This is a genomic window from Actinacidiphila glaucinigra, from assembly GCF_900188405.1.
Taxonomy (GTDB): Bacteria; Actinomycetota; Actinomycetes; order Streptomycetales; family Streptomycetaceae; genus Actinacidiphila; species Actinacidiphila glaucinigra.
The window spans coordinates 89115-103972 of the sequence record NZ_FZOF01000023.1; the positions used below are offsets into that span (position 1 = coordinate 89115).

General features: G+C 70.0%; 15 protein-coding genes. 5 read left to right on the forward strand and 10 right to left on the reverse strand.

What is annotated here, in order from left to right; genetic code table 11:
• The first annotated feature begins 79 nt into the window (after positions 1-79).
• Complete coding sequence (locus tag CHF15_RS32600; RefSeq protein WP_089227503.1) at positions 80-502, forward strand: CBS domain-containing protein; 423 nt, start codon at positions 80-82, stop codon at positions 500-502.
• A gap of 31 nt (positions 503-533) precedes the next feature.
• Here the strand turns inward: CHF15_RS32600 and CHF15_RS32605 are convergent, their stop codons facing one another.
• The gene (locus tag CHF15_RS32605) at positions 534-881 is read right to left on the reverse strand and encodes an STAS domain-containing protein (RefSeq protein WP_089227504.1); all 348 of its coding nucleotides are present in this window, start codon (positions 879-881) and stop codon (positions 534-536) included.
• A gap of 161 nt (positions 882-1042) precedes the next feature.
• Entirely contained in the window at positions 1043-1912 is an 870-nt protein-coding gene (locus tag CHF15_RS32610) for a helix-turn-helix domain-containing protein (RefSeq protein WP_089227505.1), read from the reverse strand.
• Positions 1913-2105: 193 nt separating this feature from the next.
• On the opposite strand from CHF15_RS32610, the gene CHF15_RS32615 reads away from it, so the two are divergent.
• Positions 2106-2591 (forward strand): ATP-binding protein, encoded by a 486-nt coding sequence (locus tag CHF15_RS32615; protein WP_089227579.1) that lies wholly within the window; start codon positions 2106-2108, stop codon positions 2589-2591.
• A 22-nt stretch (positions 2592-2613) separates the two neighbouring features.
• On the opposite strand, the gene CHF15_RS32620 is transcribed toward CHF15_RS32615, so the two are convergent.
• From CHF15_RS32620 to CHF15_RS32635, 4 genes are all read right to left on the reverse strand, one after another.
• A complete protein-coding gene (locus tag CHF15_RS32620) occupies positions 2614-2853 on the reverse strand; it encodes a DUF397 domain-containing protein (protein ID WP_089227580.1) in 240 nt (79 codons plus the stop codon).
• Between the two features lie 232 nt (positions 2854-3085).
• Positions 3086-4039, reverse strand: coding sequence for a pirin family protein (locus tag CHF15_RS32625; protein WP_089227506.1), 954 nt, complete (start codon positions 4037-4039; stop codon positions 3086-3088).
• A 105-nt stretch (positions 4040-4144) separates the two neighbouring features.
• Positions 4145-4588: an SseB family protein gene (locus tag CHF15_RS32630; RefSeq protein ID WP_089227507.1), complete on the reverse strand. Its 444-nt coding sequence runs from the start codon at positions 4586-4588 to the stop codon at positions 4145-4147.
• 21 nt (positions 4589-4609) lie between these two features.
• Positions 4610-6718 carry an ATP-binding SpoIIE family protein phosphatase gene (locus CHF15_RS32635; protein ID WP_089227508.1) on the reverse strand — a complete coding sequence of 703 codons (2109 nt, stop codon included), beginning with the start codon at positions 6716-6718 and terminating at the stop codon, positions 4610-4612.
• A 108-nt stretch (positions 6719-6826) separates the two neighbouring features.
• On the opposite strand from CHF15_RS32635, the gene aspS reads away from it, so the two are divergent.
• The gene (gene aspS / locus CHF15_RS32640) at positions 6827-8596 is read left to right on the forward strand and encodes an aspartate--tRNA ligase (RefSeq protein ID WP_089227509.1); all 1770 of its coding nucleotides are present in this window, start codon (positions 6827-6829) and stop codon (positions 8594-8596) included.
• A 92-nt stretch (positions 8597-8688) separates the two neighbouring features.
• On the opposite strand, the gene CHF15_RS32645 is transcribed toward aspS, so the two are convergent.
• The 4 genes from CHF15_RS32645 to metG all read right to left on the reverse strand — a co-directional run bounded on the left by CHF15_RS32645 (position 8689) and on the right by metG (position 11686).
• The gene (locus CHF15_RS32645) at positions 8689-9084 is read right to left on the reverse strand and encodes a type II toxin-antitoxin system VapC family toxin (RefSeq protein WP_089227510.1); all 396 of its coding nucleotides are present in this window, start codon (positions 9082-9084) and stop codon (positions 8689-8691) included.
• Positions 9081-9347, reverse strand: coding sequence for a hypothetical protein (locus CHF15_RS32650; RefSeq protein ID WP_089227511.1), 267 nt, complete (start codon positions 9345-9347; stop codon positions 9081-9083). Before CHF15_RS32650 ends, CHF15_RS32645 begins: the two co-directional genes overlap by 4 nt.
• 66 nt (positions 9348-9413) lie before the next feature.
• Entirely contained in the window at positions 9414-9959 is a 546-nt protein-coding gene (locus CHF15_RS32655) for a hypothetical protein (protein ID WP_089227512.1), read from the reverse strand.
• Complete coding sequence (metG, locus tag CHF15_RS32660) at positions 9959-11686, reverse strand: methionine--tRNA ligase (protein WP_089227513.1); 1728 nt, start codon at positions 11684-11686, stop codon at positions 9959-9961. Before metG ends, CHF15_RS32655 begins: the two co-directional genes overlap by 1 nt.
• Before the next feature lie 136 nt (positions 11687-11822).
• Between metG and CHF15_RS32665 the strand changes: the two genes are divergently transcribed.
• Together CHF15_RS32665 and CHF15_RS32670 are read left to right on the forward strand one after the other, a co-directional pair.
• Positions 11823-12899 carry an AI-2E family transporter gene (locus CHF15_RS32665; protein WP_089227514.1) on the forward strand — a complete coding sequence of 359 codons (1077 nt, stop codon included), beginning with the start codon at positions 11823-11825 and terminating at the stop codon, positions 12897-12899.
• Positions 12900-13008: 109 nt separating this feature from the next.
• A complete protein-coding gene (locus tag CHF15_RS32670) occupies positions 13009-14838 on the forward strand; it encodes an acyl-CoA dehydrogenase (protein ID WP_089227515.1) in 1830 nt (609 codons plus the stop codon).
• Positions 14839-14858 lie beyond the last annotated feature (20 nt).

A 14858-nucleotide genomic window follows, 5' to 3' on the forward strand; every position in this document is an offset into this window, starting at 1 on the left:
GCTCCCTCTCGCGGAACTACTCCACCAGGGTGACGATGGAGCCAAAGGAAATCGGTCCACGCCCCAGGGAGGCGCCGTCATGACCACCGCACTGGACATCATGCACCCCGGCGCCATGTGCGTGGGGGAGCGGGAGAGCCTCACCGACGCGGCCCGGATCATGCGTGAGCAGGACATCGGCGCGCTGCCGATCTGCGGGGACGACGACGTGCTGGTCGGCATCCTCACCGACCGCGACATCGTGCTGAAGTGCGTCGCCGAGAAGCGCGACCCGTCCGAGGTCACCTGCGGGGAGCTGGCCATGGGACGGCCGCAGATCATCGAGGGCGACGAGCAGATCGAGCGGGTGCTGGAACTGATGGAGGAGTACCGGGTGCGCCGGCTGCCGGTGATCGACCATCCCGCGCACCGCCTCATCGGCATGATCACCGAGGCGGACGTGGCCCGTCACCTGCCGCAGGAACGGGTCGCCGAGTTCGTGTCGGCCGTCTGCTGCGACTGATCCGCGACCAACGGCCGTGTGGATCGGGCGGTCACGGCCGCCCGATCCGGGCGAGCGCCTCGTACACGCTCGGCACCGGCCGGAAGGCGTTCAGCAGCCCGGTGGCGCGCAGGACCTTGAGGGTCGGGGGCCGGGAGCAGACGAACTGCACCTGCCCGCCGTTGCCGCGGACCCGGCTGCGGACCCGGCAGAGCACGGAGAGTCCGGAGCAGTCGATGAAGTCGACGGGCTCCAGGTCGACGACGAGACCCGGGCCGGGCGCGCGGGTCAGCGCGTCGAGCGGCGGAGTGATCTCCATTGCCGCGACGATGTCGATCTCCCCGCTGAGTTCCGCCACGACGCACCCGTCGATCGTGCGGGTGCGCAGGTACGGGCTCACGGCAGCATGAGATCACCGGGCCGATGAGCCGACCAATGCGTCAAGGTCCACTTCACTCGATCGAGTGAGATCTGTGAAAAGCTGCAAAGCCCCTGTTCAGAGGGGTGAGGAGCGGCACCCGGCGTTGCCGCCGGGGTGCGCCGCCGGTACCGACCGCGGTCTCAGATGTCCCGGAGGACGGCGTTCAGCCGGTCCCGGGTGGCCTCCGGGGAGAGGCTGTCCGCGCGGAGCTTCGCCATGACGACACGGTACTGGTCGACCTCCTCGCGCTTGTCGATGTACATCGCCCCGGTGAGCTGCTCGACGTACACGACGTCGGGGACGTCGGACTCCGGGAAGGTCAGCTGGGTGAAGGTACCGCTGGCCCCCGCGGAGTACCCGGTGAACTCCAGCGGCAGCAGCTGCACCGTCACGTTCGGCTGCTCCGAGGCCTCGACCAGGTGCGCGAGCTGAGCCCGCATCACCTCCCGCCCGCCGAACCTGCGGAGCACCACCGCCTCGTCCATCACGGCCACGATCTGCGGGGCGAGCTCCGAGGTGAGCAGCTTCTGGCGCTTGTGCCGCAGGTCGAGCCGGCGTTCCACCTCGTCGGCGGGCGCGTCCGGGTGACCCAGCTCGATGACGGCGCGGGTGTAGTCGTCGGCCTGCAGCAGTCCGTGCACGAACTGCGTCTCGAAGGAGCGGATGACCGAGGCGGACTCCTCCAGGCCCACGTACGTCTGGAACCACGCCGGCAGGACGTCGCCGAAGCCGTGCCACCAGCCGGCGACGTTCGCCTCGCGCACCAGCCCGAGCAGCCCGGTGCGCTCCGCGTCGTCCGTGATGCCGTAGAGGGTGAGCAGGTCGGCCACGTCGCGCTCCTTGAAGCTCACGCGCCCGAGCTCCATGCGGCTGATCTTCGACTCCGACGCGCGGATCGAATAGCCCGCGGCCTCACGGGTGATGCCCTGCGCCTCGCGGAGCCTGCGCAGCTGTGAGCCAAGGAGGATGCGGCGCACCATGGATCCGCTCCCCGACTGCACTGTGGTCATTTGCGCCTACCTTCTCCCCGTGGCATCCAGCAGTCTGCCATCTTCGCGCTGCGTTCAGTACTCGATCGGTCACTCTCGATCGTCACTTCCGCCCCACCTGCCTCGTGTCATGCAAATGCACGTGCATCCGCCCCTTGCATCGGCCACCGGCCGTACGGGACGATGACGTACGTGCCGATACCGGGTGGTGCGCATGTGGACTGAGAGCTCGGCCGGGGTGCAGCCCTTATGGGACGGGCTGGTTCCGGAGCGCCTTTCGTCATCGAGCGCCACCTCCTGCCCGCTCCCGCCGCGTTTCGAGGCGGTCGGCGACGCACGAAGATTCGCGCGGACGACCCTCCGCGCCTGGGACCTCGAGGAACTCCAGGACGGCATCGAACTGGTCGCCTCGGAACTGGTGACGAACGCCCTGCGCTACGCACTCCCCCAGGACGCGGCCCACGGGTGCGTCAGGCTCAGCCTGGTCAGATGGTCAACGCGCGTAGTCTGCGCGGTGCGCGACCCCAGCTGCCACGGACCCGTCGCCAAGGCCCCGGACTTCGTGGCCGAGTCCGGGCGCGGGCTGCATCTGGTGGAGTCCTTCAGCGAGACCTGGGGCTGGCATCCGCTGACCAACACGGGGAAAGTCGTCTGGGCCCTCTTCCGCATGCCCGGACAGCACGACGGCCCGTCACATTGAGCCGTATCGGGGACGACCGCGGTCAGTTCGCCACGAAATGATCGAACTCCCCGTTCTTCATCCCCACGATGAGGGATTCGATCTCCGCCTTCGTATATATCAGCGCGGGTCCGTCCGGAAAACGTGAATTGCGCACGGCCACGTCCCCGTCGGGAAGCGCGGCCAGCTCCACACACTGACCGTTCGCATTGCTGTGCCGGCTCTTCTGCCACACCACTCCGCGGAGATCGGACGCGGCCATGCCGTTGTACGTGTGGCGCATGCTTCTCTCCAGATAAGTGCCGTGCAGGACAGGGGAGATGATAGCCAGAGACGAAGTCACGTGCATCTGCACGTGCAAGTGCACGTGCAGTCACTCAGGGTGAATGCAGCAGCCAATGAAGAGCCAACGAACCGCCCGACGGAATTGCTCCCACCGTATGCGACAGCCCCGCCCGGGAATCGGATTCCCGGACGGGGCCGTTTAATGCCGGAGCTACCCGGAGCCGCCTGCGTCACTCCTGACCGGCGGGAACGGTGCCGAGCCGGCCGGCCTTGAAGTCGTCGAAGGCCTGGGCGAGTTCCGCGTGGGTGTTCATCACGAACGGGCCGTACTGCATCATCGGCTCACGGATCGGCAGCCCACCCAGAAGGACGACCTCGAAGTTGGGGCTGCGCGATTCCTGGGTCTCGTCGGCACGGATCGTGAGGGAATCGCCGCGCCCGAAGACCACCGCCTGCCCCATGCGGAAGGCCCGGCCCTCCGGGCCCGCGGTGCCGCGGCCGGACAGGCCGTACGCCAGGGCGTTGAAGTCCGCGCGCCAGGGCAGCGTGAGCTGGGCGCCCGGGTTCACCGAGACGTGCAGCATGGTGATCGGGGTGTGCGTGGCGCCCGGGCCCTGGTGCCCGTCGATGTCACCGGCGATGATCCGGATGAGCGCGCCGCCGTCCTCCGACGCCAGCAGCCTGACGCTGCCGCCGCGGATGTCCTGGTACTTCGGCGCGATCATCTTGTCCTTGGCGGGCAGGTTGACCCACAGCTGCAGACCGTGGAAGAGACCGCCGCTCATGACCAGCGCCTCGGGCGGGGTCTCGATGTGGAGCAGACCGCTGCCGGCGGTCATCCACTGGGTGTCGCCGTCGGTGATGGTGCCGCCGCCGCCGTGGGAGTCCTGGTGGATGAAGGCGCCGTCCATGATGTAGGTGACGGTCTCGAAGCCGCGGTGCGGGTGCCAGGGCGTGCCCTTGGGCTCTCCGGGCGCGTACTCCACCTCACCCATCTGGTCCATCATGATGAACGGGTCGAGGTTCTTGTAGTCGATGCCCGCGAAGGCGCGACGCACGGGGAAGCCCTCCCCCTCGTAGCCGCTGGGGGCGGTGGTCACCTGCAGCGCACGCCGCTGCACCGCGTCGGCGGGGGCGTGAACGCGCGGCAGGGTCAACGGGTTCTCGACGGTCACTGCGGGCATGGCCAGGATCCTCCTCGGATTGTTCAACGTTCAACATAGTTGAACTCCGAACCGCCCGCAACCATTCCCCGGCCTTTGTCCGGTTTCCGTGGGATGAGGAGTGGATCAGCCGTACATCCGCCGCATGGTGAACTCCACCATCTGCTCGACCGCCTTGGCGTCGAACACCATCCGGTGCTCGCCCTCCATGTCCAGCACGAAGCCGTAGCCGGTCGGCAGCAGGTCCAGCACCTCGGCACCCGTGATCACGAAGTACTTGGACTCCTTGCCGGCGTAGCGGCGCAGCTGCTTCAGCGAGGAGAACATGGGGATCACCGGCTGCTGCGTGTCGTGCAGCGCCAGGAAACCGGGGTTGTCACCGCGCGGGCAGTACACCTTGGACGTGGCGAAGACGGCCTGGAAGTCCTCGGCCGACATCGAGCCCGTCGTGAAGGCGCGGACCGCGTCCGCCAGCGAGGGCGGTGACGGCTCGGGGTAGCTCGCACCCATCGCCGCGCCGCCCATCGGCGGCGCCGCCCCTGCCATCCCGTTCTGGTCGTAGCCGTACACGGCACACAGCGTATCGGGCCGCTAGCCCACCATGGGAGCCTCGTGGAGTTCGAACCAGATCGCCTTGCCGTCACCCAGCGGATCCACGCCCCAGGCGTCCGCCATCTCCTGCAGGAGCAGCAGTCCGCGACCGGAGGCGGCCATCTCGCCCGGGGTGCGGCGGTGCGGCATCTCGTCGCTGCGGTCGGTCACGTCGACCCGCAGCCGCCGGACGCCGGGGACGCCGAGCAGCTGCGCGCCCAGCACCGCGTCGTCGTCGGTGTGCAGCAGCACATTGGTGACCAGCTCCGAGACCAGCAGCACGGCCGCGTCCACCTGGTCGCCGGACGTCCAGTCGTGCAGCAGCGCGCGGACCTCCTCCCGGGCCGCCCGCAGCTGACGGGCGTCGGTCTGGGCGACGGTGAGCACGCTGCGCCGCACCGGGACGTCGCGGCGCGCCCCCACGGGGTCGCGTCGCACCAGCAGCAGCGCGACGTCGTCCTCACGGCGGTCGGCGAGCGGGCCGGTCAGATGGTGCGAAGCCGGGCCGTGCACCATCTCGACCAGGGTGTCGGCGAGCACCTCCAGCCCGTCGTCGACCGGGCCCTCCAGCACCGGACGGAGCCGTTGGAACCCGGAGTCCAGGTCGTGGCCACCGGTCTCGATCAGGCCGTCCGTGCAGATCAGCATCGTCTCGCCGGGCTCCAGGGTGAGCCGCGTGGTCGGGTAGTCGGAGTCGGGGGCGATCCCGAGCGGAAGGCCGCCGGCCGTGCGCCGGACGATCGTCGTGCCGTCCGCGAGCCGCACGACCGGGTCCAGGTGACCGGCCCGCACCACGTCCAGGGTGCCGTCCACCGGATCGACCTCCATGTAGAGGCAGGTGGCGAAGCGGGCGTCCTCGCTCTCGTCGGAGCACTCGGTGAGCCCGGCCAGGAAGCGGGACGTCCGGGACATCACCGCGTCCGGACGGTGCCCCTCGGCGGCGTACGCGCGCAGCGCGATGCGCAACTGCCCCATCAGCCCCGCCGCGCGGACGTCGTGGCCCTGCACGTCGCCGACGACCAGCGCGGTGCGCCCCGACGGCAGGTCGATCACGTCGTACCAGTCGCCGCCCACCTGCAGCCCGCCGCCGGTCGGCACATAGCGGGCGGTCAGCGTCATCCCCTCGACGTCCGGCCGCCGTCCCGGCAGCATCGCGCGCTGCAGCCCGTCGGACAGCTCCCGCTCGGACTCGTGCAGATGCGCCCTGGACAGCGCCTGGGCGAGCATCCGGGCGACGGTGGTCAGCACCGACCGCTCGTCCGGGGTGAAGGCGACGCGTTCCCGGAAGCAGGCCATCCACGCGCCGATCGTGCGGCCCGCGGACACCAGCGGCAGATACGCCCAGGACGACCGCCCGAAGTCCCGCACCAGCGGCCACGTGGCCGGGAAGCGCTCCTCGTACGCCTGCGGGCTCGGCAGGTAGACCGCACGGCCGGTGCGCACCACGACCGCCGCCGGGTACTCCGTGGCGAGCGGCATGTCCAGGAAGGGCACCTCGTCGCCCGGCTGCTGCCCGTGGAACCCGATGGCGCGGAGCCGGTCGCCCTGGACGCCGAAGACGGCGAGGCGGTCGGGGGAGAACCCCGGCATGGACAGGTGGGCGGCCACGCGGAGCACCTCCTCGGTGCTGTCCGCCTCCGCCAGCGCCCGGCCCGCGTCCAGCAGGAAGGCCTCGCGGGACCGCCGCCAGTCCGCGGGGGCGGCGGGTGCCGTCCCGGTGGGCCGGGTGCCGGTGCCCGCGCCGGCGATCGCGTGCACCGCGGGCGCCTCCTGCAGCGTGCCCACGATCTCCTCCGGCCGGCCGGAGGCGGAGGGGAGCCCGAAGGTGCGCATCACGACCGTGCGGACGACCTGTCCGTCCTCCCGGACCACGCGCAGCAACGACTCCGAGGAGGTGCCCTCGGCGATCGCCAGGGCGACCGCCGCCGACATCTCCACGTAGTCGGAGGCGTGGTAGCAGGCCCTGGTCACCCCCGAGTGGACCTTCTGCGGCCGGGGCGGAAGCCCTATCAGCCCGGCGCTCACGGCGTCGAGCTCCACCGTGTCGGTGGCGCTGTCCCAGCGCCAGACGCCCGTGCCGAGCGAGGCCAGCACGTCCTCGATGCGCATTCGCATAGTTTATGGTTTTTCGCGGCTTTCATACGAATGGGGTCGGGCGCGCGTACCCCCGTAGACTGGGGACGCCTCATCCCCGAAATCAGACGACTTGGATGAACGATGCATCGGTACCGGTCCCACACCTGCGGTGAGCTGCGCGCCACCGACGTAGACGCGGAAGTGCGCCTGAGTGGTTGGCTGCACAATCGCCGGGATCTGGGCGGCATCCTGTTCGTCGATCTCCGGGACCACTACGGGGTGGTCCAGCTCGTGGCCCGCCCGGGATCGCCCGCGTACGAGGCCCTGAGCCACCAGTCCAAGGAGTCGGTGCTCCGCGTCGACGGACGCGTCGTCGCCCGTTCGGGGGAGAACGTCAACCCCGACCTGCCCACCGGCGAGGTCGAGGTCGAGGTCTCCGAGCTGGAGGTGCTCGGCGCCGCCGACCAGCTGCCGTTCCCGGTCTTCCCCGAGGACAACGCGAACGAGGAGATGCGGCTCACCAACCGCTTCCTCGACCTGCGCCGTGCCCGCATGCACCGCAACATCATGCTGCGCACCCAGGTCATCAGCTTCCTGCGCCGTGAGATGACCGCGCTCGGCTTCAACGAGCTGGCCACGCCGATCCTGTCCGCGACCTCCCCCGAGGGCGCGCGCGACTTCCTGGTGCCCTCCCGCGTGCACCCGGGCACCTTCTACGCGCTCCCGCAGGCCCCGCAGCAGTTCAAGCAGCTGCTGATGATCGCGGGCTTCGACCGCTACTTCCAGATCGCGCCCTGCTTCCGCGACGAGGACAGCCGCGCCGACCGCTCGCCCGGCGAGTTCTACCAGCTCGACGTCGAGATGAGCTTCGTCGAGCAGGAGGACGTCTTCGGGGTCATCGAGAAGGTCATGACCGACCTCTTCGAGGAGTTCGGCGGCGGCCGCCACGTGACCTCGCCGTTCCCGCGGATCCCGTTCCGCGAGTCGATGGTCAAGTACGGCAACGACAAGCCCGACCTGCGCGCCCGCCTGGAACTGGTGGACGTCTCGCCGGTCTTCGCCGACTCCGGCTTCAAGGCCTTCGCCGGCAAGCACGTCCGCGCCCTGCCCGTGCCGGACACCGCCGAGCAGCCGCGCAAGTTCTTCGACAACCTCGGCGACTACGCCGTCGAGCAGGGCGCCAAGGGCCTGGCCTGGGTCCGGGTCGGCGACGACCTGACCCTGACCGGCCCCATCGCCAAGTTCCTCACCGAGGACGACGTCAAGGCGCTGCTCTCCGCCGTCGACGCCAAGCCCGGCCACGCGATCTTCTTCGGCGCCGGCGAGTTCGACGAGGTCTCCAAGATCATGGGCGCCGTCCGGGTCGAGGCCGCGAAGCGGGCCGGCCAGTTCGAGGAGAACGTCTTCCGCTTCTGCTGGATCGTCGACTTCCCGATGTTCGAGAAGAACGAGGACACCGGCCAGGTCGAGTTCTCCCACAACCCGTTCTCCATGCCGCAGGGCGGCCTGGAGGCGCTGGAGACCAAGGACCCGCTGGACATCCTCGCCTGGCAGTACGACATCGTCTGCAACGGCGTCGAGCTGTCCTCCGGCGCCATCCGGAACCACGAGCCCGCGATCATGTACAAGGCCTTCGAGATCGCCGGCTACGACCGGGACACCGTCGAGCACGAGTTCGGCGGCATGCTCCGCGCCTTCCACTTCGGCGCCCCGCCGCACGGCGGCATCGCCCCGGGCGTGGACCGCATGGTCATGCTCCTCGCGGACGAGCCCAACATCCGCGAGACCATCGCCTTCCCGCTCAACCAGAACGCCCAGGACCTCCTCATGGGCGCCCCGAGCCAGGTCGACGAGGCCCGTCTGAAGGAGCTGCACCTCGCGCTGCGGCTGCCCCCGGAGAAGAAGGCCTGACCCCCGCCCGCGGGGCATGACGCCGATGGGCCCGGAACCGTGAGGTTCCGGGCCCATCGGCGTCATGCCCCGCGTCGCGCGCCGACCCACCGTCAGCCGACGACCTCGACCGCGCAGCGGATGCCGGAAGCCCGGGCCATCCGTCCGTCGGTGGTGAGGAGCGGGCAGCCGTACGCCTCTGCGGCGGCCACGTACGCCGCGTCGTAGGCGGTGAGATTGCCCCGGAGTTCCCAGACACGGGGCAGCAGAACGCGGGTCGCCGGAACGATGGGGTCGAGCCCGCACAGTGCCTCCACCGCGTCCGCGGCATGGCCGGCAGTGATCTTGCCACCGAGCAGATTGCCGCGGATCACGGACATCACCTCGATCGTCCAGTGCTGCGGCGCGATCCAGCGGTCGTCCGCGGCCAGGGCGCTTCGGCAACGCTCGCCGGTCGTGCCTTCGTCCAGGAGCGAGAAGGCGAAGACGGACGCATCGACGACGATCACTGATCGCCTCCCGGCACACCGAGTTCCGCGTCACGCTCTGCCCGCGCCGCACGCAGCGAGTCCGCGACGTCGCCTTCGGAGAGCCGGGTGCCGTACGTGGACCTCGAGAACCGTTCGAGGACGGCCAGGTTGTCCCTGCGCCGCACCTCGTCGCGCACGAGGTCGAACAGATACGCCTGAAGCGACTGACCGCGTTCCTCGGCTATGGCCGCGAGGCGGTCGCGCAGTTCCTCGGGCACGTCACGGATCTGGAGAGCAACCATACGGACAGTCTCCCACCCTGCATGCACATCTGCATGCAGGGTGGGAGGAGGGCGACGGCCCGACGCTCAGCCGTCCAGGGCGACGAGCGCGACCACCGGGTGGGCCGGGTCGCTGTCGTCGACGGCGACGCCGCGGTTGTAGGCGCCGCGGCCCGCGGCGGCGGGCACGTGGTCGCCGGCGTAGCGGGCGTGCGCGAGGCCGCCGGCGGCGCGGCGGCAGGGGTCGGCGGGGGGCTCGCCCACACGTAGTGCCTGGACGTCGGGGCCGAGCGGGCCGAAGCCGGACGCGGAGAGGAACTGCTTCAGGCCCGCGGCCGTGGTGCGGAAGCGCAGTTGGAGGTCGTGCTGACCGGACAGCCCGCCGCCCTGCGCGAGGTAGTGCACGTCCTGCGGGTCGTCCGGCAGCCGCAGGCCGAAGCGCCCCGCGGCCTTCTCCAGCGTGACGTTGCTGCCGCGGCACGCGCCGTCCGGTCCCGGGGCGGCGCCGGAGCGGCGGTCGCCCGAGCCGGTCAGCGAGACCGCGAGGATCACCCCGGCCACCACCAGCACCAGGGTCAGGCCCACCGCGAGGATCAGCACCAGCGGGGACCTGTCCCTGGCCGTGGCGGACATCAGGCGGCCTCCGGCTCCCCGCCGAAACGCTCCCGGTAGGACTCCAGGTCCTCCTCGGTGATCTTCGCGAAGAGCACCGGCGGGACGGTGAAGGCCGTGCCCGCCGGGACGGCGGCCAGGGCGCGGGCCTCCTCGGGGGCCACCCAGACGGCGGTGTCGTCCGTCAGGGCGAAGGCACCGCGCATGGCGGCGGCCGTGGCCGGGATGAAGGGCTCGGAGACGACCGCGTAGAGGTGGATCAGGTTCATGGCCGTGCGCAGGGTCAGGGCGGCGCCGTCGGCGTCCGTCTTGATCTCCAGCCAGGGCGCCTTCTCCTCCAGATAGGAGTTGCCGGCGCTCCACAGGGCGCGCAGTGCCTGCGCCGCCTTGCGGAACTGCAGGTCCTCCATGTGCCGCTCGTACTCCGCGAGGAGCTCGGCGATCTGCTCGCCGAGGCGCTGCTCGGCCTCCCCGGCCTCCTTGCCCGCGGGCACCTCGTCACCGAAGCGCTTGCGGGAGAAGGACAGCACACGGTTGACGAAGTTGCCGAGGGTGTCGGCGAGGTCCTTGTTGACCGAGGCCGCGAAGTGCTCCCAGGTGAAGGACGTGTCGTCGGACTCGGGCGCGTTCGCGATCAGGAAGTAGCGCCAGTAGTCGGCGGGCAGGATCTCCAGGGCGGCGTCGGTGAAGATGCCGCGCCGCTGCGAGGTGGAGAACTTGCCGCCGTAGTAGTTCAGCCAGTTGAAGGCCTTGACGAAGTCGACCTTCTTCCACTTGTCGCGGGTGCCCAGCAGGGTGGCCGGGAACATCACGGTGTGGAAGGGGACGTTGTCCTTGGCCATGAACTCGGTGTAGCGGACGTCGGTGTCGACGTCGTACCACCACGAGCGCCAGTCGCGCTCCTCGCCCTCGGGCGCGGCGTCGGACCACTCCTTGGTGGCGCCGATGTACTCGATCGGGGCGTCGAACCAGACGTAGAAGACCTTGCCCTCGGCCGCCAGCTCCGGCCAGGTGTCGGCCGGCACCGGCACGCCCCAGTCCAGGTCGCGGGTGATGGCGCGGTCCTGCAGGCCCTCGGTCAGCCACTTGCGGGCGATGGAGGAGGCGAGCGTCGGCCAGTCCTTGCCGTGCTCGTCGACCCAGGCCTCGACCTCGTGGGAGAGCTTGGACTGGAGCAGGAAGAGGTGCTTGGTCTCGCGGACCTCGAGTCGGCTGCTGCCGCTGATCGCGGAGCGCGGGTCGATCAGGTCGGTCGGGTCCAGGACGCGGGTGCAGTTCTCGCACTGGTCGCCGCGGGCCTTGTCGTAGCCGCAGTGCGGGCAGGTGCCGACGATGTAGCGGTCGGGCAGGAAGCGCTCGTCGTCCAGGGAGTACACCTGGCGGATGGCGCGCTCCTCGATGAAGCCGTTCTGCTTCAGCTCGCGCGCGATGGCCTGGGTGATCTCGACGTTCTGCGGCGAGGAGCTGCGGCCGAAGTAGTCGAAGGAGAGCGCGAAGCCGTCGTAGACCGCCTTCTGCGCGTCGTGCTGCTGCGCACAGAACTCGGCGACCGGCAGCCCGGCCTCCTGCGCGGCGAGCTCGGCCGGGGTGCCGTGCTCGTCGGTGGCGCAGATGTAGAGGACCTCCTGGCCGCGCTGGCGCAGGTACCGGGAGTAGACGTCGGCCGGGAGCATGGACCCCACCATGTTGCCCAGGTGCTTGATCCCGTTGATGTACGGAAGGGCGCTGGTGATGAGGTGTCGAGCCATTGCCGGCTGCTCCCAAGTCGCTACTGTGGGTGAGGAATTCCTCTACGGACCGTCAATATCGTATCCGACCGCCACGGGCCACCCGTTCGCCTTTTCCGGCATGCGGACAACGGGGACCCCGTGATCCGCTGGGCAGGTGGACGCGCCCCTTCTGCCGGCCTCCGCGCGACGGACGGCCGCGTGGTGCGCCGTCGTGCTGCTGGTGGCCGGCGTGGGCGCGCTCGCGGTCTGGCTCGTCGTCACCTTCGCGGCGGTGGTCACGCCCGTACTGCTGGCCCTGCTGGGCAGCGCCCTGCTGGGCCCCCTCTACCGGCGGATGCGGGCCGTCAAGGTGCAGCGGTCGGCGGCCGCGGCACTGACCTGCGTGGCGCTGGTGGTCTTCGTGGCGGGCGTGGGGTTCGTCGTCGTCCACAGCCTGCTGGAGACCGGGGACGAGATCGTGGCCTCGCTCAAGGAGGCGGCCCGGAAACTGCTGCCGCGCCTGGGCGCGTCGGGGACCTCGCTGAACGACACCATCGACAGCCTCAAGGCCTTCGCCACCAAGTACGGCGCCCGCGCCGCCTCGGGGGTGGTGTCCGGGATCAGCATCGTGGGGCAGCTCATCGCCACCGCCGTGCTGGCGCTGCTGCTGACCTTCTTCTTCCTGCGTGACGGCGCCCGCTTCCCGGCACTGCTGCGCGAGGCAGCCCCGGACGGCACCGGTCCGCTGCTGGAGCGGATCGCCCACCGCGCCTTCGCCGCGGTCCAGGGCTTCATGCGGGGCACGACCGTGATCGCGCTGATCGACGCCGTGCTCATCGGCATCGGCCTGCTGATCCTGCGGGTGCCGGGGGCGGCGGGCCTGGCCGCGCTGGTCTTCGTCGGCGCCTACATCCCGTACCTGGGGGCGTTCATCTCCGGCGCGGTGGCGGTGCTCGTCGCCCTCGCCGACCGGGGCTGGGTGATCGGCCTGTGGGCCCTGGGGGTGGTGCTGGCGGTGCAGGTGCTGGAGGGGCACGTGCTGCAGCCGATCGTGCAGAGCCGCACGGTGCACATGCACCCCGCGCTGGTACTGCTGGCGATCACCGCGGGGGCGAGCCTGGCGGGCATCCTCGGGATGCTGCTCGCGGTGCCGATCGCCGCCGCCGCCTTCGGGGCCCTGGACGAACTCCGGCACCGGGAGCCGGATGTTCCTCCAGAAGTCGAAGGTCCTCCGTCACATCCGGCCGGTTAGGGGTTGTTTTTATTACCGACGGGTAGCATCATTACCGATCGGTAAGTGATAAAGCTGCGAGGACTGGCACCCTTCCCGCCGTCCGACCGACCCCGACGGAGCCGTCGCCATGGGCCACTACAAGTCAAACCTTCGCGACATCGAGTTCAACCTCTTCGAGGTCCTCGGACGCGACACGCTGTACGGGACCGGCCCGTTCGCCGACATGGACGTCGAGACCGCCAAGGACATCCTGTCCGAGGTCGCGCGCCTGGCGGAGAACGAGCTCGCCGACTCCTTCGCGGACGCCGACCGCAACCCGCCGGTCTTCGACCCGTCGACCAACACCGCCCCGGTGCCGGACTCCTTCAAGAAGAGCTACAAGGCCTTCATGGCCTCCGAGTACTGGCGCCTGGGCCTGCCCGAGGGCATCGGCGGCACCACCGCCCCGCCGTCCCTGATCTGGTCGTACGCGGAGCTGATCCTCGGCTCCAACCCGGCCCTGTGGATGTACTCCTCCGGCCCGGCCTTCGCCCGCATCCTCTTCGAGGAGGGCAACGAGGTCCAGAAGAAGATCGCCGGCATCGCGGTCGAGAAGACCTGGGGCTCCACCATGGTCCTCACCGAGCCGGACGCCGGCTCGGACGTGGGCGCCGGCCGCGCCAAGGCCGTCGAGCAGGAGGACGGCTCCTGGCACATCGAGGGCGTGAAGCGCTTCATCACCTCCGGCGAGCACGACATGGAGGAGAACATCCTCCACTACGTCCTCGCCCGCCCCGAGGGCGCCGGCCCCGGCACCAAGGGCCTGTCCCTCTTCCTCGTCCCCAAGTACCTCTTCGACTTCGAGACCGGCGAGCTGGGCGAGCGCAACGGCGTCTACGCCACCAACGTCGAGCACAAGATGGGCCTGAAGGCCTCCAACACCTGCGAGATGACCTTCGGCGACAAGCACCCCGCCAAGGGCTGGCTCATCGGCGACAAGCACGACGGCATCCGCCAGATGTTCCGCATCATCGAGTTCGCCCGCATGATGGTCGGCACGAAGGCGATCTCCACCCTCTCCACCGGCTACCTCAACGCGCTGGAGTACGCCAAGGAGCGCGTGCAGGGCCCGGACCTCGCGCAGTTCATGGACAAGTCCGCGCCCAAGGTCACCATCACCCACCACCCCGACGTGCGCCGCTCCCTGCTGACGCAGAAGGCCTACGCCGAGGGCATGCGCGCCCTAGTCCTCTACACCGCCTCCGTCCAGGACGCGATCGCCGCGGCCGAGGCGTCCGGCGAGGAGGAGAAGGGCCTCGAGGCGCTCAACGACCTGCTCCTGCCGATCGTCAAGGGCTACGGCTCCGAGCGGGGCTACGAGCAGCTCGCCCAGTCCCTGCAGATCTTCGGCGGCTCCGGCTTCCTGCAGGAGTACCCGATCGAGCAGTACATCCGCGACGCCAAGATCGACACCCTCTACGAGGGCACCACCGCGATCCAGGGCCAGGACTACTTCTTCCGGAAGATCGTCCGCAACCAGGGCACCGCGCTCACCGCCCTCTCCGAGGAGATCAAGAAGTTCCTCGCCGAGGCCACCGGTGGCGAGGAGCTCTCCGCGGCCCGCGAGCAGCTCGCCAAGGCCGCCGTGGACCTGGAGGCCATCGTCGGCAAGATGCTGAGCGACCTCGCCGCCACCGAGCAGGACGTCAAGAACATCTACAAGGTGGGCCTGAACACCACCCGCCTGCTGATGGCGTCCGGCGACGTGGTCGTCGGCTACCTGCTGCTCAAGGGCGCGGCCGTCGCCGCCGCGAAGCTGGCCGCCGGCGCCTCCGCCAAGGACACCGCCTTCTACACCGGCAAGATCGCCGCCGCGCGGCACTTCGCCGCCGAGGTCCTGCCCCAGGTGTCCGTCGCGCGGTCCGTCGCCGACGGCGTCACCCTCGACGTCATGGACCTGCCGGAAGAGGCGTTCTGACCCGGCACTGACCGGTTCCG